Below are 19004 nucleotides of genomic sequence, written 5' to 3' on the forward strand. Positions count from 1 at the left end.
GGCTAGCCCATACTCGGACGACTTGCGGCCTAAATTCGACGGAGCCTACGAGTGAGGCGAGGGAGTCTGGAAAAGCTGGCACAACGTTTCGGCGTGAGCCGTAGTTGGGCCGAGAAGTGAACCCGGACGGCTGGGGAGGCCAGCGCGGCTCTGCGAGCAGACGGGTGGATGGGTGAACAGTCTGACTGGACGCTAGCCGAAATCCAACGGCTCCTGTGGACGCAAGCGTGGCGCGGCTGGGAGCGGTGCTGCAAGAGACGGAGCCGTCGGGCAGAATAGCGTCGAAGGTCAATCCGGCGGCTCCAATGGAGGGAACAAGTCCGCCCAGTCGACCCGGAGAAGCTGATCTTTCTGGACGAAAGTGGCGTGGCGACGGAGAGGATATGTCGCTAGAGACGCGCTTGGCGCGGGCCCGGGAAGGTACGCCTGGAGGGCACTGTTGGAGGTTGACCGTGTCAGGCGCGATCCGCAGTTCTGGGTGGGTGGCCTTGATGACGATTGAAGCGGCCACCGACGGAGAGAACTTCCTACCGTATCTGGATCAGTGTTGTGCCCGCAACTGCAACCCGGAGACGGAGTGGTGGTGGACAATCTGAGTGCTCACAAGGTGGACGGTGTGCGCGGCCAATGCCCGTTCCCTGTTCTTTCTGGAACAGAGCCTGTTTGAGGCCCTCTCTATCGTCACGCCCCAGAACATTCCAGCAGGCATCGGGGAGCAGCAGCCGTTTGACCCATCTGGGAGTCCTTCGGGGAAATTGCAGAACGTGAGCCGCTAAGCCACCTTCCTTCCCAAACGCCGGTGAAGGAAGCGATCCGTGGGGCTGCGGCGGCATTTGGGGAAAGTGTTCCGGAAGCTCGCAGCATGAGAGCTGAATTGAGGAAGGGCATCTGGTGCGGATTGTGATTCCGCCGCCGTACGAGTTGCGCAGGTCGTGAGCCCGGATTTCTGGCCGCGGATACTGCGGAAGCCGGCCCAATCGTGAATATGGGGCTACATTCGCAACCTTGCATCGCCGCTTGAAACGGCTCACACCGTTTGCCGGAGGATCCTTAGCCCAGCCGGTCGAGCAGTCCCTGCGGATCGCCTCCCCGCTCTTCAAAGAGTTGGAGCTGGCGGAGCCGCGCCACTTCTTCCCGGTAGCGGGCCGTGCTGGCCGCCCTTTCTGCTTCCACTTGCTCGAAGATGGCCTGGGTTGTCCGGGCCAGGCCTTCAAGCGCAGGGAGAAACTCGAGAGAATCCTGAGGGGCAAGAGAACAGACATGCGCGAGCTTTCTGAGCAGGGGCTCCCGGGCGAAGATCGAACGCGACGGGTCCTGTTGCCAGCCTCCGTCGAGGGATGCAATCTGATCGAGGAGGAAGGAAATCTGTTGTTTGGGAGGCACTAACCCTGGTTCTTTCCGTAGAGGACGAGATTCAGACTCTGGATGGAGGCGCTGACAATGTTCTTTTGTGAGGCAAGGTTGCCGAGGAGCGCATCGGCGGCCTGCAACTTGGCTTGGTAGCTGGTGGTGAGCAGCCGCACGCGGTCTTCCATCGCCGAGATTTGGGAGTTGAGCCGGGTATCGGTCTTGTCGTATTGGTCGAGTTGCATTTTCGCCAGACCCTTGACCGCGTCGGTAAAGCTGTCGGTGCGCGAGGTCAGCGCGCCGAGGCCGGTGGTGTCTTTGAAGAAGGAAAACGCATCGCTGATCGAGCTGTCGCTCAGCGCCTGGAAGGTAGAGGTGTCAAAGCTAATGGTGCCGGTGGAATCAAAGCGGACGCCGAGGTCCGACCAGTTTTTCACCGTTCCGGAGGCGATGCTGAAGCTCGAGATGCGGCGTAGAATCTCAGACGCCTCGCGGACGAGGAAATCTCCACTGAGCAGCCCGGCCGACTGGCCAATCTGCGCGCCCACCTTCGATTGCAAGGCATTGTAGGCGTCGGCAAAGTCTGCGATCGCTGCGGAGAGCTTCGAGCGGTCCGTACCCAAGCGGAGGGTGATCGATTCGCCAGCGGCACTGGTGTCCTTCACGCTGAAGCTGACACCCGGAATCAGGTCATTCACCTGGTTGGTTTTGCGGGAGACGGCGACCCCGTTCAACACGAAGTTCAGGTCACTGCCCTGATTGGCCTGGGTGAGCAGATTCGTGTTTGCTCCCTCGGGATCCTCGGTCAGGGTGAGGGTCTTGGCTCCCGGACTATTGGCCGAGATGCTCAGATAATTCTCTGTGCCGCTGACCGTCAGAATCGAGGCCGTGACCCCGGCGCCCAAACTGTTGATCTTGTCGCGGAGCCCGACCAGATTATTCTGATCGTTGCCGAGGGTGAAGCTGTAGTTGGTATCGCCGACGCTGAGCTGCAGATTGCCACTGGCGGAGACTGGCGTGGCGCCGGAATTCGCATAGGCCAGCTTCGAGGTCTCCGATGCCGCCCGGGCCAGCGAAGTGATATTCGAGAGGGTGTAGGTGGTGGCGGTGTCGCTGTTGACGGTATCGATGCTGACCTTGGCCGCGTTCGAGGTGGAAGCAGCAATGGCACGATTGCCGGCGACCTCTTTGAGCGCACTCAACTTTTGCCCGAACAGCATCATCGAGGCATTCAACTCGTTGGTGAGCTGCCGCCGGGAGGCGACGTCGATTTGCTCATTCTTCAACTGGTTGAGCGGGTAGGAGGCGATATTGGTGATGCGCGTGAGGATGGTCTGGAAATCGGCAGAGTATTCGCTAATTCCAGAAAAGGTCAATGGGGTCAGGCTCATAAAAGGAAAGCTCCGCTCTTCTCCTCTCTCCTTTTCGGTATGGTTTGAAGAATCTTGAGAGAAAGTTTTGCTCTGGCACACTGAAGCAGCATGAATGGACGTGCCCTTTCGCCGCTGGCGCAGATTGCACAGCAACTCGAGAAGAAGAACGGTAGCGGCTCGGTGGTGGTGCTGGGCTCGCGGGCGGCCGAGTCTGTGCCGGTGATTCCGACCGGGTCGCTGCAACTCGATCATGCGTTGGGCTGTGGGGGCTTGCCGCGTGGCCGCATCATTGAGATCTACGGGCCAGAATCCTCAGGCAAGACGACGCTGGCGCTGCACGCGATTGCTGAGGTGCAGAAGCTCGGCGGCTATGCCGCCTTTGTCGATGTGGAGCATGCGCTCGATGCGGTGTATGCGGCCCGTTTGGGCGTAGACCCGGAGCGGGTCTTACTTTCGCAGCCGGACTACGGTGAGCAGGCGCTCGACATCGTGCAATCGATGGTGGCGACAGGGCAGATCGATCTGATCGTGCTGGATAGTGTGGCGGCGCTGGTGCCGAAGGCGGAACTCGACGGGGAAATGGGCGATGCTTTTGTCGGCGTCCATGCGCGGTTGATGTCGCAGGCCTTGCGCAAATTGACGGGTCTGGCAGCGACAACCGGCTGCACGATTCTTTTTATCAATCAGATTCGCGAGAAGATCGGCGTGATGTTCGGGAGTCCGGAGACCACCACCGGCGGGCGGGCGCTGAAGTTCTTTGCCTCGGTCCGGCTGGATGTGCGCAAGTTGTCGGTGGTGAAGGACGGCGAAGAGATCCGAGGGAACCGGGTGAAGGTGAAGGTGGTCAAGAACAAGATGGCTGCTCCCTTCCGGGAGGTGGAGTTTGAGATTCGATTCGGCCGCGGAATCGATCGCCTGGGCGAACTGGTGGACGCCTCGGTGGAGACCGCGGTGCTGCAGAAGTCCGGCTCCTGGTTCAGCTATGGCGACCAGCGTCTGGGGCAGGGGCGGGAGCAAGCTCGCGAGGCGCTGGAGGGCGCACCGGTGATGCGCGGCGCGATTGAAGATGCGGTGCTGCGCAAACTTGGTCTCGACTATCTCGATGCAGGCACCAAGCAGCAGCGGGTGCGCCCGCAAGAGGCACCTGCAATTCCGGAGCCGGTGCGGGTGGCCGCCGCAGCCAGCTAGCCGGCCGTAGGAGGTCCTCGGAGAAGCTCCGGCAGGTGAGGCGCTGAAGGGATGGCCTCCCCGGCTCCAAAAGTGACACCAGACCGAGCTCAGTGACGAAGAATGGGCGTTTGCAGCGCCCTATCTGACGTTGATGGAGGAAGACGTCCCGCAGCGCGATGCGGAGCGCCCTGACTCCCGACTTGCCACCGTGGTCGATCCACAAACACAACGCTGGGCAGGTGTTTGAAGCCATGGTTCACGTCACTCCTGCTGAGGAACAGGATCGCGCGCAGCTCGATATTCTGGCGGAACAGGTGCAAGAGGTGACCAGAGACAGTATTGAATTGGCCTGGTTGACCAAGGCCGCACCGGATCCGCCAGCCAGCGCGGAATTCAACTGGATGTAGTCAAGCTCTCGACGGCCAAGAAGGATCTTGTCTTGCTCCCTCGACGATGGGTCGTTGAGAGAAGCTTTGGGAGGGCCCCTTGATTCCGCCGACTCGTTCGCGATTTGAAACGTTAGACTCTAGGGGCAGCTGATGCCGGACTGCGTCCTCTGTCTCTACACGGGCGTAGCGGCTTAGCCGAGAATCGAGAGCGCGACTTCGAGTTCGCCACGGGTGTGGCTGTCGCCCGAGCGCGTTGTCGCTTCGATCCCGGCGGCGTACATCGCGCGCGCTTCCTCGATCCGGTTCAATTGCTCAAGCGTCTGTCCGCCGTGATAATAAGCGGGGCCATAGCTGGTGTCGTGAGTCAGAATCGAGCGGAATTCGCGGACGGCCAACTCGAGCTGGCCGCCATTCTTATACTCACTGGCCAGCATGTAACGGAGGCGGCTGTCGGTGGGTGCCTGGGCGAGCAGGTTCTCTAGAGTTTCGATGCGATTGGACACTGTACTCATGGTAGCGTCGAAGAGAAATGTCAGCTTGGAAGTTCAATGCCAACCACAACGCCCCGAGTGCAGGGCGGACGGTGCGGGAGAGCCTCTCGGAGATCTCGGAACTCGCGCTCGCCAATGACGCCAATCCCCTCGGCTATCTGATTGGCGGCCGGGTGATGCATCTGGTGGATATCGCGGGCGCCATTGCGGCCAGCCGCCATGCCCGCGCGCCCGTGGTGACCGCATCAGTCGATTACATGAACTTCTTGCACCCCATCCAGATTGGGCAACTGGTGACCGTGCGCAGCGCCGTCAACCGGGCCTGGAACACCTCGATGGAGGTGGGCGTGAAGGTCTTTGTCGAAGATCTCATGAGCGGGGAGGTGAAGCACACGACTTCTGCCTATCTGACCTTTGTCGCCGTAGACGGCAAAGGCGGCAAGCTCACCGTGCCGCCGATTGTCACCGAGAGCGAAGAAGAGAAAAGACGATACGAACAGGCGGGAGCCCGCCGCGCGTATCGTCTTGAAATGAAGAAAAAACTCGAGGCTGGAAATTATTAATCCTCGTCGTCTTCATCCTTATACATGTACTTGATACTCGATTTATAGACGAGCAGATTTGGTTCGCCATCGCGATTTACCTTGAGCGAACCCTTGTCGTACCACTCGATCACGCCATGCAACTCTTCCCCATCGTTGAGGACAATCACCATGGGAGTCTTGGTGTTCATCTGCTTGATGTAGTAGAAATTTTCCGCATTCGTCTGATCCGGTGGGATCTGCTTTTTGGGAGCGGCGGTCGAAGCGGATTTGACCGAAGAATTGGGCTTTTCTCTCGACTCAGAGATTGGGGCACGCAAGCTACGGCGGATCGGTGTGTCCAAAATGATGACTCCTTACGAATTACTTGAATTATAAGCGGAATTCCAAAAATGGGATTAGGCGGCGGCCACCATATCCCGCAACTCGACGGCAAAGGCGTCGAGCGCAATGCCTTTCTGGATATTCCGGCGCAGGAGTCGGATCATCTCATCGGTGAGCTGCACTGCACGCTTGAGCCAGGCAAAACTCACTGCATCGGCGATGGCTTTGAGCTCCCGGGCGATGTCGGGGTTGCGGATCTGATCGAAGCCGTGGGCCAGTAAGAGAATATCTTCGAGCAACAGAAATAAAACCTGAAGATAGGGCTCCAACTTTTCGGATTTTGAGGCCGAAATCGATTCCACGTTCTTGATCCAAGAGCCAAAGGGAGCGCGGCGGCTGGCCACCTCGAGCAGGTTCAGCATCGCGGCGCGGCGTTTGTCGAAGGCGGCAATATCGAGTGAAGCGGCTACGCCAGGCGAGCCATTGGCCAGGCGGGCGCGGCGCTCGCTTTGCTCGAGTCCGCGGGAAGACAGAAAGTTTGTGATCTCCGTTTCAAGCACCTGGTGCATGCGAATGTTCACCGAACGGGAGCGGATGGTTGGCAGCAGATCGTAAGGATTCTCTGCGGTCATGAAGATCAGCAGATGCGGGGGCGGCTCCTCGAGCACCTTCAGCAGCGAATTGGCAGCCTGCTCATTGGCGCGATCGATCTGATCGATCAGAAAGACGCGGCGCTTGCCGCGCGAAGGTTGCAGCCGGGCCTGGTCCTTGAGCAGGCGGATCTGCTGGATGGAGACCTGCCGCAGCGGGCCATCCGGGGCGAAGGTGACAAAATCGGGATGCGAGGAGAGGCTGAGCGGGTCCTCCGAGCGCTTGTCGCTTGCCAATTTTTCCCGCTCGGCCATCATCTCGATGTTGTGGGGCAGGAACAGGTCATCCTGCTCGATCTTGGCCAGGTCGGCCGCATTGGCCTGGAGAATCACACTCGCAAAGCGCCGCACCAGTGTCGCCTTGCCGACGCCTGTGGGGCCGGAGAGCAGGATGGTCTGCGGAATCCGCTGATTGGCGAGCATCTCGGTGAGAGTCGCCACCGCTTCGGTGTTGCCGAAAAAGTTTTCAATCACGGGCAGACCACCTTTCGTTGACGATGCGCCAGATGTCGCCGGCGATGAGGCTTGCCTCCCGGTCTCCATCAATGGCGACCATGCGTGTGGGGTACGCGGCGGCAAGAGCCTCATAGGCTTCGTAGACGCGGGCGTGGAAGCCAGGGCCCTCCGCCTCCAGACGATCCTTCTTCTGGGCGCTCAGACGCTCTGCGCTCACGGCAGGCGAGACGCGGAGATAGACCGTCAAGGCTGGTTCCGTGCCGCGGCAGGCAATCTCGTGGAGGTTGCGCACCAGCGCCTGTCCCAGGCCGCGTGCGGCGCCCTGGTAGGCGAGCGTGGAATCGGTATAGCGATCAGAAATGACAAGCGTGCCGGCCGCTAAAGCGGGGCGAATCTGTTCATCCACATTCTGGGCGCGATTGGCGAAATAGAGCAGCAGTTCGGCGACGGGTGAGACCGGATTCTCCGGGTTGAGCAGAATCTCGCGAATCTGGCGTCCGACGGTGGAGCCGCCCGGTTCCCGATTGATCAGAAAGGGGATTCCGGCCGCTTCCAGACGGGCGGTGAGCAGATCGAGTTGTGTCGATTTTCCGCTGCCGTCAATGCCTTCGATGCTCAAAAAGAGTCCGTTGGGCATGTGTTTATTCCGGGTGGACCTTAGAGTCGTCGAGAACAAAGTGGAAGAGCTTGCGCAGGTCGGTCCAGGCCTCTTTTTTGGCCTCGACATTGTAGGCGCGCAGCAGGTAGGACGGATGATAAGTGACCATCAGGGGAATGCCGTTCCAGCGCTGCCAACGGCCACGCATCTTGGTGACGCCTTCTTTGGTGTTCAACAGCGCACGAGCCGCCGTGGAGCCCAGAGCGCAGATTGCCTTGGGCTGGAGCGTCATCAATTGGCGATAGAGGAACTGGCCACAGATCTCCATCTCGTCAGGCAGCGGCGTGCGGTTGTCCGGTGGCCGGCACTTGACGACGTTGCAGATATAGCAATCCTCGCGGCGCAGGGGAAGAGAATCTTTTGCGGCGGTGCCGTCAATCATCGCAGTGAGCAATTGTCCGGCTCGACCAACAAACGGAACCCCCTGCGCGTCCTCGTCGGCTCCCGGGCCTTCGCCAACAAATACCAGACGCGCCTTTTCGTTGCCAGAGCCGAAGACAATTGACTTGCGCGCCTCGCAAAGGCGGCAGCGCTTGCAATCGCCGATTTCTTCGCGGATGCGCGCGAGGGTATCGCCCTCAGGGGCCAATGTCGGCAGAACCAGATCGTTGACGGGAGTTTTCATGGGTACGGGGGCCGCGACAATCGGCGGCGGAGTGGCGATGGGAGCTACTGGTGCGGCCGCAGGGCGCACCGCTTCCGGTACGGGCGGAGCAGCGGAAATCGCCGCTAACTGGCTCGCATCCGGCGCCGTGATGTGGGTGATCCCCAAATCACGAAAGTATTCGAGATATTGGCGGAGTTGTTCGGCGTTCATCTTGCTTCTGCGTGAGCGGCCAATCGCAGGCCAGGGATGCGATCGAGAATTTTTGCCGCCACCACGGACTTGGCGGCGCGTGAAACGGCCTGGGGTTCGGCATCCCGTGTCACCAGAAGAACCTCATTTTCGTCGCCTTCAAAGCCGGTGCCGTTTCCACCGACCAGATTTGCCACCACCATGTCGCAATTCTTGGCATTCAGCTTCCGGCTGGCTTCGGCGATTAAATTCTGGGTTTCTGCGGCAAAGCCAATGACGATGCGATCGCCTTTGAGCCGCCCGACTTCGGCAAGGATATCTGCGGTCGGCTCCAGCTCGATCGAGAGCCGGGATGCGGTTTTCTTCATCTTCTGATCTGCTGGATTGGCCGGGCGATAGTCGGCGACAGCGGCAACCCCGATGAAGACAGAAGCTTCGGGGAGGCGGTGCAATACGGCATTCTTCATTTGTTCTGCCGATTCGACGCGCACCATTTCTACCTGAGCGGGGGCTGCCAGGGCCACCGGGCCACTGACGAGAATTACTTTTGCCCCGCGCTGGGCAGCATTTGCCGCGAGGGCATAGCCCATTTTTCCTGAACTGCGGTTTGTGATGACGCGGACAGGGTCGATTGCTTCCTGGGTGGGGCCGGCTGTGATCAGAATGGTTTCGCCGGCCAAATCGTTTTGCCCGTCGAGCAGGGCTGTGGCGGCGTCGGCAATCTCAAGCGGTTCGGCCAAGCGTCCTGCGCCCACCATCCCACAGGCGAGATCTCCCGCATCCGGTCCAACCACGTGATAACCCCGCTCGCGCAGCAAACGAAGATTGGCTTGTGTGGCTGCGTGGTTCCACATGTTAGTATTCATTGCCGGGGCAAGTAGTACGGGTCCGGTGAAAGCGAGATGCATTGTGGTCAGGAAATCGCCAGCTAAGCCGTGCGCGAATTGAGCCAAAAGGTTCGCTGTTGCGGGAGCGACCAACAACAGATCGTTCTCAAGAGCGACGTCGATGTGCTCGACGGCGCTGGACAAGATCGCGTTCGCATCCCCGCGCTCGCTAAACAAATGGGTGATGACCTTCGCATGCGTGAGGGTCGACAGGGTGAGCGGGGTAATAAACTGCATCGCTGCAGCCGTCATCACCGGCTGAACTTTGTATCCACGCTGGATCAGAATTCGGGCGAGTTCGGCTGATTTGTAGGCGGCGATTCCACCGCCGATGCCCAGGATGACACGCGGAGGAGAGCCGTTCCGCAGCATAGAGCCCTAGGATTCTTCTTCTGGCTTCAGCTCGGTCTCGCCGGGGATGTAGTATTGCACCAACCCACGCCGAGTCTCTTCCATTGCGACCACAGTTGATTTTCGCGACATCGTGGGCAAAAACGAGCGCTGCCCGCCTTGCAACTGACGAGCGCGTTTTGCGGCGACGATGATGAAGCGGTAAGTGGAAGAATCTGGATCGTCAGGAATGATGAAATTCGGGTTGATCCGGGGAGCCATCTTAACTTCAGCCATCCCACTATTGTCGCGCACTCGGTCGAGCTTTGTCGAACCGCAGGAATTCCAGATGAAGAAACAGTGATTAGGCATTGGATCGTCTGAGGAAAGGAAGCATGTGGGAATCTTTGCCCACGCTTCTCGTGTCTCGAACTCTTAAATCCATGAAATCTGCCAAGAAATCTGCAAACCGCTTCGTACTCGCTTACTTCGGAAACCGTGACCAGGCGTGGGAGGCCTTCCAACTCCTCGATGGTGGATCCTATGCGGCCTTCCTGGTGGAGCCGGGCGCGGACAGTGCTGCGCCGCCGCAACTCTATCGAAAGCGCGACCCGCGGCTCTTCCTCGCCGGGTTGCTGGGGTTGGCCGTGTTTCTCGGCAGCCTGTTCTGGGGGCTCGGGTTCTGGTTTGCCGCCGCCGGTCTTGCCTGTGTGATGGCTGCGGCAGCGATCTACTTTGTCCAGAACGCTACGCTGGCGAATGCCATCCGGCAACGATATGGCCGCACGATCCTGAGTGGAGAAACCCTGGTTGCCGTTGAAGTGGCGCCTGATCGTTTCCAGTCCATTACGCGGAAACTGCGAAGTTCCGATCCGCCGGCGATTTTCGTGGTGTCGGACATCGAAAATCTAAAGAATCACAACGACCCGGTGAAAGGGCAGGGACTGCAACTGGCTCCCGAGGAGTTGCAGCAACTGACCGACGTTCGAACGGCGGCCGCAGACGCGGAAATGCCAAGTATGCCGGTGCGCGCTTCCCGGTCGAAGGTGATCGCGAACATTCTGGCGGAATCGGAATCCACTCTCGACCAGAGCATCGAAGAACTCAACATTGGTCTGCGCCTGGAGCACAGCGTTTCGCCGGCTGCTGAGTGGTTACTCGACAACGCACATCTGGTGAGGAGTCAGGTGGCGGAGGTTCGCCGTGGCCTCACCCCGCCTTTTCTTGAGAACATGCCGGGCTCGCGCTCCGATCAGGTTCGCGTGCAGGAACTGGCCAGCGCGCTTGTCATCAACACCGATGGAGTGATCAATCAGGAAAACGTGCTGGCCGTGCTCGCTGCCGCCGACCGGGTGAAGCATCTGAACATCGGCGAGATCTGGGCCTTTCCGCAGTTCCTCCGGCTGGTGCTCGTCGATCGCCTGCATTTGCTTTCTTTGCGCGTTGTGCGGTCACAGCACCAACAGGAGCTTGCCTATTTCTTTGCCGACCGCATCATTGCGGCCAGCCGCCGTGGCTCCGCGCAAGTGGAAGAGTTTCTCGATCTCTACTTCACGCGCATGGGATGCGATCTTCGCTCGTTCGGCTTGCTGGCCAAACAACTCCAGGACGAGGATCAGAGTCTGAGCAAGGTCCAGGCCTGGCTCCATGCAAAGCATAATTATTCGCTCGCCGACGATCTGCCGGAGTTTCACAAGCGGGAGGCCTTGGACCGGATCTCGATCTCCAACATCGTAGTCAGTCTGCGCAAGCTCTCTTCGATTGACTTCATCGAGATCTTTGAAGCGGTGAACCAGGTGGAGGCGCTGCTCAAGCAGGACCCGACCGGCACCTATGCGGCGAGCAACTTTGCCACGCGCGACCAATACCGCATGGCGATCGAGGAACTCGCGCGGCAGTCCGAGTACTTTACCGAGTTGCAGGTAGCTGAGAAGGCGCTGGAACTGGCCCGGGCCCACCCTCCGCGGGAGGTGGCCGGAGAGGTTGGCTATTACCTGATCGATAGCGGCAGGCCGATTCTGGAGGCTTGCACCGGGTCCCGTCCCCGGCTGCGCGACCGCATTCTGCGAGGGTTGCGGCGGCGTCCGACGATTTTCTACCTCAGCGCACTCAGTACGCTGACCGCGCTGCTGCTGATTGCGGCCTTCTCCGCTGCGGTGTCGATGGGCGGGATGAATTCGATCTTTGTGCTGCTCAGCTTCGCATTGCTCCTGCTGCTTCCCTTGAGCGAGATTGCAACGCAGTTGATGCAGGCCTTGGTGGTCAAGTGGATGCCGGTGAACCGCCTGCCGCGCCTGTCGCTCGAGTACGGGATTCCGGACGAGTTCGCAACGCTGGTAGCGGTTCCGATGATGATGCAGAGCGAGCGGGTGATCGATCGGGAGTTGTTGAAGCTCGAGATCCGTTATCTGGCCAACCGGGACGCCAATCTTTTCTTTGCGCTGCTCGGGGACTTTGTCGATGCCGACACGCATGTCAAGGAGGAGGATAGCCTGCTTCTGGACTATGCCCGCCAGGCGATCGAACGCCTCAACACGCGGCATAAAACAGATCGCTTCGTGTTCTTTTATCGCGAACGCAAATGGTCGAAGACAGAGGGCAAATGGATCGGCTGGGAACGGAAGCGCGGCAAGCTCGAAGAGCTGAACGCCTATCTTCTCGGCCGCAGCCTGCCTCATCACAGCATCCAGATCCTTGGCCGGATCGCCAAGAAGATCCAGTTCGTCATCACGCTCGATGCGGACACGCTGCTTCCGGTCTCCACCGGACGAGCCTTGATCGAGACGATCGCGCATCCGCTCAACCGGTTGAAGGTGGGGGAGCGGCAGTTGGCGCAGCGCGGCTATACGATCATCCAACCTCGTGTCAGCATCGGTTTGCCAGAGGCGCTGGCGACTCGTTTTACGCGTCTCTTCAGCGATATCTCGGGCTCCGATCCTTATGCCCGGCCAGTCTCTGACGCCTATCAGGATCTCTTCTCGCATGGCATCTTCCATGGCAAAGCGATCTATGATGTCGAGGCTTTTCACCACCTGACGATGGGCCGTTTTCCAGAAGACCACATTCTGAGTCACGACCTGATCGAAGGGGAGCATGTGCGTGTCGGCCTGGCTAGTGATATCGAGATCTTTGAGAGCTTCCCGCCCGACTACCCGGCGTTCTGCAAGCGCCAGCACCGCTGGATTCGCGGCGACTGGCAGATTGCGCCGTGGATTCGGAGCATGGTGCCCGATGCAACCGGTCAGATGGTGCACAATCCTTTGACGCCGATTTCGCGCTGGAAGATCTTCGACAATCTGCGCCGCAGCCTGGTGGCTCCTGCCGCGACGCTGCTCGTGGCTTCCACCTGGGTGTTCGGAGCGGGAGTTGGCATCTCGGTCGCAGTGATCGGCGGCTATCTGACTGTTCCCTTTCTGCTTGGGCTGTTGGCCCAGGTTTCTTCCGGCGTAACCGGAGACCACGGCAACTGGCAGCGCTTGTTGACCGAGCTGAAGCGGATTCTCATCACACTCATCCTGCTGCCGCATCAGGCCCTGATTTCTGTCGATGCGATTCTGCGCGCCTGCTATCGCATGACGACCTCGAGGAAGCACATGCTGGAGTGGGAAACCGCAGAAGCCACGCAGGCCGATCCAGCCTTACATCTCAATCGCTCGATGGCGCAAGGCGCTCTGGTCACCGGCACTGCGATGACGCTGCTGATTTTTGTGCTGCTGACGCAACGGGCACTCTGGATTCTACCGATCCTCATCCTGTGGTTGCTGACTACGGAGACGATTCGCGCACTCGGACAGCAGGATGAGCCGAGTGCGGAGCACCAGATCAGTAAAGTCGATCAGTCCTATCTGCGGCTGATAGCGCGCAGCACCTGGCGTTTTTTCGACGATCTGGTGGGGCCAGGAGATAACTGGCTCCCACCGGATAACTACCAGGAGTACCCGAACGCGCAGCTTGCGCACCGCACCTCGCCGACGAATATCGGGTTGTGGATCACGAGTCTGTTTACCGCCTCGGACCTCGGGCATCTCACTCCCGATACACTGCTCAACCGGCTGGCCGCCACTCTCAAAACGATGAAGAGCCTCGAAAAGTATCGTGGCCATCTGCTGAATTGGTATGACACTGAGACGCTGGCTCCGCTGCTACCCCGTTATGTTTCCACTGCCGATAGCGGCAATCTGCTGGCCAGTCTGTTGGTGGCAGTCGCGGGAGTGAAGCGGCTGATGCAAGCTCCGATTGCCGGAGCAGAAAGTCTGCGGGCGCTCGAAGATCATTTGCGGATTGTGCAGGAACTCTCTGCCGGCGACACAATGGCTCTCGCTTCTCTCAAGGCTCTTGCCCGCCTGGTGCGCGGTGGCCTTGCCAGCCGCGAATATACGACGTATTGGAAGCTGGTAGACAGTCCGATCGGGCAGTTGCTCGAGAGCACACGCTGGTCTGTGTCTCCCAATGACCAGCGCGGCTATTGGATTGCCAAACTACACACGCAGGCGGAAGATTGGCACAACCAATGCACGCGCTATCTGCGCTGGCGCGATCTGCTGGTGGCTCCACCCGACGATTTTGTGGCGCAGTTGGGGGCCAATGCTGTGGCCTTGCGCAAAGAGGTGGCAGATACTTCTCCCTCCTTGAACGAGATTGCGGCCGGTTCTGATGCGCTGCGCCAATTGATTGCGCTGCGCACGCAGGAGGTGGTCTCTGCACCCCGGCAGGCCTGGCTCTGGCTGGAAGAGGTGGAGGCTGAGTATAACCGCGCGCACGATGCGGCGATGAAAACCATCCAACTGGCCCGGCATTGCACCGATAGCCTCGAGCAACTGATCGAGCAGACCGATCTCTCCGCGCTCTACGATCCGCAGAAGAAGCTCATGAAGATCGGTCTTGCGATCGACATGCCTGTCCAGTCTGACAATCATTATGATCTGCTCGCCAGCGAGGCGCGGCTGGCCAGCTTCATCGGGATTGCCAAGGGCGATCTTCCCGCGGAGCACTGGGTGGCGCTTGGGCGTCCCTATACGTCTTCTGCCGATGGCCAGGTGCTCTTGTCCTGGTCGGGAACGATGTTCGAGTACCTGATGCCCGCGTTGTTCATGCGGAATGTCGACAACTCGCTGCTTGACAATGCCTGCCGCCAGGCGGTCCGGAAGCAGATTGAATTTGGGGAAAAAGCAGGCGTGCCCTGGGGGCTTTCAGAATCAGGGCACAGCGCGGTCGATGCGAATCAAACGTATCAATACTACGCGTTTGGCATTCCGGGTTTGAGCCTGAAGGCGCGTGTGGAGCAAGAGGTGGTGGTGTCGCCATATTCGTCGGTACTCGCGCTGCAGATCGATGCACCAGAAGCGTTGGCGAATCTGAAAGATCTCCAAAGCCGCGGCATGTTTGGACGCATGGGCTTCTTTGAAGCAATCGATTTTACGCGCGAAAAAGGCCGTGGCCTGGGCGCGGGCGTTGTGGTGCAATCCTACATGGCCCATCACCAGGGCATGTCGTTGATGGCGATTGACAATGTGCTCCATCGCGGCATCATGCAGCGGCGCTTCCATGCAGACCCGCGCATCCGTGCCGTTGAGACCTTGCTCTATGAACGCATCCCGGCGGAGAAGTCCCGTCTGGTGCTGCCGGAGCCCGAACAGCCCGCGGTGCGTGTGATGGTGGATGCGGCAGAGCCCACGCACCGCGTCACCCGCGAGGACACGAGCATTCCTCGCGCGCACTTGCTGGCCAATGGGCGCATGGCGCTCATGGTGACCAATGCCGGATCCGGTTATTGCCACTGGAATGATTTCGATGTCACGCGCTGGAGTGCCGACACGACACTCGATGCGATGGGAACCTACTGCTACATCCGCAAGGTGCGCACGGGCGAAACCTTCTCGGCTACGTATCAGCCGACTCGCACCGATGACGAGTCCTATTCCGCGGTGTTCTCGGCCGACCGTGTGGAGTTCTCGCGCCGTGATGACGATCTCGAAGTGCTGACAGAAGTCACGGTTTCTGCGGAAGATGATGCGGAGATCCGTCGCTACATGCTGACCAACCGTACTCTGCGGGAGTTGACGATCGATCTCACCACCTACACGGAGCTGGCCATGGCGCCGCATGCTGCCGATCGTACACACCCCGCCTTCAGCAAGATGTTTGTCACGACAGAAGTGCTGAAGGACAGGCGTGCCCTGATCGCCAGCCGCCGCACCCGTTCCGATGAAGATCCGCCGCTGTTTGCCGCCTGCGTCTTGGCCGGATTGGGACCCGATGTGGATGTGGAGTATGAGACCGATCGCGCCAGCTTCCTTGGTCGCGATGGCACTACCTCTGCGCCGGCTGCCGTCTCCCGTCCGCTCAACGGCAAGACGGGGATCGTGCTGGACCCGATCTTTGCGCAGCGTTGCCGCATTGTTTTGAAGCCGCGCTCCCGGGTGATCATTAGTTCCGTGCTGGTGGTGGCTTCGTCGCGCGACTTGCTGCTGCGGCTGATCGACAAATATAAAGTGCTCGATGCGGCAACTCGTGCTTTTGAACTGGCTTGGACACATGCGCAACTCGAGCTTCGCTATCTGGGCATCCAGAGCGATGCCGCACATCGCTTCCAGGAACTGGCCAGTCATCTGCTTTATCCGAACGCTCGCATCCGGGCGCCAAAAGACCGGATGGAGCGTACCACCGGGGGGCAGTCTGGTCTGTGGAAGTACGGCATCTCCGGCGACCTGCCCATCGCGGTGATCACCATTGCCGACATCCAGGGCTTGGGCAATTTACGTGAGCTATTGACGGCGCACAATTTCTGGCGGATGCGCGGATTGAAGGTCGATCTCATCATCCTGAATCAGGAGTCGCCCAGCTATGATCGTCCGCTCGCCGAACGCATTCGAACTCTGGTGAGCGCGCAGTCGATCCTGACGGGCATGGACCAGCCGGGCGGTGTCTTCGTACGGGCCTGGGCGGAACTCCAACAGGAGGAACTCGATCTGATTTTGAGCGCCGCACGGATTGTCATTCGCGCGGGCGGCGGATTGCTGATCCAGCAGCTTGGCAAAGCACTCGAGCCCTCCGGGCAGCGTGCCGTGGCTCCTGTCTTCTCGCGGGCCGCCAAGCTCGATACGCCAGGGCTGGGTTTTGAAGAGCTCGCTTACTTCAACAGCCGCGGGGGCTTTAGCGCCGACGGCAAAGAGTACACCATCTTCTTAAAAGATGGCGAACACACGCCGCTGCCCTGGATCAATGTGATGGCGAACCGGAACTTCGGAACCTTTGTGTCCGAAGCTGGCTTCGGCACTTGCTGGTCGCGCAACAGCCAGATGAACCGGCTGACACCGTGGAACAACGACCCTGTGAGCGGACCGCTTTCGGACATCCTCTACATTCGCGATGAAGATTCCGGAGAGGTGTGGACCGTGACACCCCAGCCGATCCGCGATGAGGAACACTATCGCATCCGCCACGGGCATGGCTATACGGTCTACGAGCACAACTGCAAAGGAATCGAGCATCGGCTGGAGGTGTTTGTGCCGAGCGAGAATACCGAGCTGCCCTCGGCGCGCATTGCAAAGCTACGCCTGCGCAATGGCAGTGGGATCGCGCGCAAGCTCACGGTGAACTGGTATGTGGAGTGGGTGCTCGGCACGAATCGCGAAGAGATGCAGTCTCACATTGTGAGCTTCTGGGATGAGAGCAGCGAAGTGTTAATGGCTCGCAATTCATTCCGGGCGATGGATCCGCAGAATGTCAGCTACATGATGAGTGATCAGAGCCCGGCCAGTTACTCTGGCGATCGTGGCAGTTTCCTCGGGCGCAACGGGTCCACGGAGAACCCTGCCGGGTTGCGGCGCAAGCGTCTCGACCGTGTTGTGGGCAGTGGGCTCGACCCGTGCGGTGCCTTGCAGATCGAGATCACCCTCGATCCGGGGCAAAGCCAGGATCTGACTGTTGCACTAGGAGAGGCGAGCTCTGTCGATGAGGTCCGCAAGGTGGCGCAGATTCTCCGCGATCCACAGCGGGTGGAACAGTGCAATCGGCTGACGCGGGAGTTCTGGAACCAGCATCTGGGGGCGGTGCAGGTGAAGACGCCAGTGGCTTCTGTCAATTACATGATCAATGGCTGGCTGCTGTATCAGGTGACCAGTTGCCGCTTGTGGGGCCGCACGGCGTTGTACCAATCCGGCGGCGCGTTTGGCTTCCGCGATCAACTGCAAGATGTCATGGCGCTTTGCATTGCGGCGCCGCAGATGGCGCGGAACCAGATTCTGCTCTCTGCTTCGCGGCAGTTTGTAGAAGGCGATGTCCAGCACTGGTGGCATGCGCAGTCTGGCGCCGGCGTGCGGACGCGTTGCTCTGACGATTTCTTATGGCTGGTCCAGGCGACCTGTCATTATGTGCAGACCACCGGCGATTTCAGCATTCTCGACGAGCAGGTCTCCTTCCTTGATGGCCGGCAACTGCGTGAGGACGAGTTGGAAATCTATTACACGCCTGAGGTATCGGTCGAGACGGCATCGCTCGAAGAGCATTGCCAGCGTGCGTTAGATCACTCCCGTTCCCGCGGCCCGCATGGTCTGCCGTTGATTGGTACCGGCGACTGGAACGATGCTCTCAATCATGTGGGTGCCAAGGGGAAAGGTGAAAGCGTCTGGCTGGGCTGGTTCCTGATCGATTCGCTGAAGCGCTTTGCCGATCTGCAGGAGCAGCGCGGCAACCCCGATGCGGCCTCGGCCGGCCGCGCGACGGCTGCGGTGCTGGCGGCAAATCTCAATGAGAATGCCTGGGATGGACAGTGGTATCTGCGAGCCTTCTTCGATACTGGTGAAACCATCGGATCGCATCTCAATGAAGAGGCGCGGATCGATTCGATTGCCCAGTCCTGGTCAGTGATCAGCGGGGAGGGATTGCCGGAGCGGCAACGCATCGCGATGCATGCGGTCTATCAGTATCTGGTGCTGGAGAAGGAACGCCTGGTGCTTCTGTTCGATCCTCCCTTCGACCATTCTGAGCCCCATCCTGGCTACATCATGGGCTATCCTCCCGGCCTGCGTGAGAACGGTGGCCAATATACGCACGCCTCGCTTTGGGTTGCGATGGCCGCCGCCCGGCTCGGCGATGGTGACAATGCGGTGAGGCTCATGCAGCTCTTGAATCCTGTGGAGAGTACGCGGACAGAGTCTTTAGTCAAAGTCTATAAAGGAGAGCCTTATTCCGTCGCTGCAGATGTCTATCACGCCAAAGGACTCGAGGGCAGGAGTGGTTGGACCTGGTATACCGGTTCGGCCTCCTGGACCTATCGTGTGTGGGTGGAAGAAATTCTGGGCCTGAAGATCCTTGGGGAACATTGTGCAATCCGTCCGGTGATTCCTGCCACCTGGCCGGGCTTTACGATGAGCTTCCGCCACGGCGCGGCAAACTATACGGTGGAAGTGATGCGCGGCACAATTGGCTGTCATCTCGACGGGCGGCCAGTCGATGGATCGTCGATTCCCCTGGAGAAAACTGGCGAACATCGAATTGAGGTCTGGCTGCCGGAAATGAAACAGTCGACGCCGGAAGTGGGAGAGCTTCTCAGCGTCGATCGAGAACAGTTGACCGTGTAAATTCTTCTCG

At 59.6% G+C, this 19004-nt stretch carries 12 protein-coding genes and 1 pseudogene; 4 read left to right on the top strand and 9 right to left on the bottom strand.

Going from position 1 to position 19004, the window contains the following annotated elements:
* Positions 1-1050: 1050 nt before the first annotated feature.
* Entirely contained in the window at positions 1051-1383 is a 333-nt protein-coding gene (locus M017_RS0108660; RefSeq protein ID WP_031497382.1) for a hypothetical protein, read from the bottom strand.
* Positions 1383-2738, bottom strand: coding sequence for a flagellar filament capping protein FliD (gene fliD / locus M017_RS0108665; RefSeq protein ID WP_031497384.1), 1356 nt, complete (start codon positions 2736-2738; stop codon positions 1383-1385). Before fliD ends, M017_RS0108660 begins: the two co-directional genes overlap by 1 nt.
* Positions 2739-2828: 90 nt before the next feature.
* Between fliD and recA the strand changes: the two genes are divergently transcribed.
* Both recA and M017_RS0108675 read left to right on the top strand, forming a co-directional pair.
* Positions 2829-3908, top strand: coding sequence for a recombinase RecA (gene recA / locus M017_RS0108670; protein WP_080507581.1), 1080 nt, complete (start codon positions 2829-2831; stop codon positions 3906-3908).
* Between the two features lie 236 nt (positions 3909-4144).
* A pseudogene (locus tag M017_RS0108675) lies at positions 4145-4377 on the top strand (IS5/IS1182 family transposase); the annotation flags it as partial.
* A 93-nt stretch (positions 4378-4470) separates the two neighbouring features.
* On the opposite strand, the gene M017_RS0108680 reads toward M017_RS0108675, so the two are convergent.
* Positions 4471-4791: a tetratricopeptide repeat protein gene (locus M017_RS0108680; protein WP_031497391.1), complete on the bottom strand. Its 321-nt coding sequence runs from the start codon at positions 4789-4791 to the stop codon at positions 4471-4473.
* A gap of 17 nt (positions 4792-4808) precedes the next feature.
* On the opposite strand from M017_RS0108680, the gene M017_RS0108685 reads away from it, so the two are divergent.
* Positions 4809-5333 (top strand): acyl-CoA thioesterase, encoded by a 525-nt coding sequence (locus M017_RS0108685; protein ID WP_051669678.1) that lies wholly within the window; start codon positions 4809-4811, stop codon positions 5331-5333.
* Here M017_RS0108685 and M017_RS30200 read toward each other — a convergent pair.
* The 6 genes from M017_RS30200 to rpoZ are packed head-to-tail and all read right to left on the bottom strand — an operon-like array spanning position 5330 to position 9710.
* Positions 5330-5656: an RNA chaperone Hfq gene (locus M017_RS30200; RefSeq protein ID WP_031497395.1), complete on the bottom strand. Its 327-nt coding sequence runs from the start codon at positions 5654-5656 to the stop codon at positions 5330-5332. The two genes, M017_RS0108685 and M017_RS30200, sit on opposite strands and share 4 nt — an antisense overlap.
* A gap of 54 nt (positions 5657-5710) precedes the next feature.
* Positions 5711-6760, bottom strand: coding sequence for an AAA family ATPase (locus M017_RS0108695; protein ID WP_031497397.1), 1050 nt, complete (start codon positions 6758-6760; stop codon positions 5711-5713).
* Entirely contained in the window at positions 6753-7379 is a 627-nt protein-coding gene (gene tmk, locus M017_RS0108700) for a dTMP kinase (protein WP_031497399.1), read from the bottom strand. Before tmk ends, M017_RS0108695 begins: the two co-directional genes overlap by 8 nt.
* Positions 7380-7383: 4 nt before the next feature.
* Positions 7384-8217 carry a uracil-DNA glycosylase gene (locus tag M017_RS0108705; RefSeq protein WP_051669680.1) on the bottom strand — a complete coding sequence of 278 codons (834 nt, stop codon included), beginning with the start codon at positions 8215-8217 and terminating at the stop codon, positions 7384-7386.
* The gene (coaBC, locus tag M017_RS0108710; protein WP_031497402.1) at positions 8214-9455 is read right to left on the bottom strand and encodes a bifunctional phosphopantothenoylcysteine decarboxylase/phosphopantothenate--cysteine ligase CoaBC; all 1242 of its coding nucleotides are present in this window, start codon (positions 9453-9455) and stop codon (positions 8214-8216) included. Before coaBC ends, M017_RS0108705 begins: the two co-directional genes overlap by 4 nt.
* Positions 9456-9461: 6 nt before the next feature.
* A complete protein-coding gene (rpoZ, locus tag M017_RS0108715; RefSeq protein ID WP_051670591.1) occupies positions 9462-9710 on the bottom strand; it encodes a DNA-directed RNA polymerase subunit omega in 249 nt (82 codons plus the stop codon).
* A 146-nt stretch (positions 9711-9856) separates the two neighbouring features.
* On the opposite strand from rpoZ, the gene M017_RS0108720 reads away from it, so the two are divergent.
* Complete coding sequence (locus M017_RS0108720; protein ID WP_162179865.1) at positions 9857-18994, top strand: GH36-type glycosyl hydrolase domain-containing protein; 9138 nt, start codon at positions 9857-9859, stop codon at positions 18992-18994.
* Positions 18995-19004: the final 10 nt, after the last annotated feature.

Origin of the sequence: Bryobacter aggregatus MPL3 (assembly GCF_000702445.1) — a bacterium.
Lineage (GTDB): Bacteria > Acidobacteriota > Terriglobia > Bryobacterales > Bryobacteraceae > Bryobacter > Bryobacter aggregatus.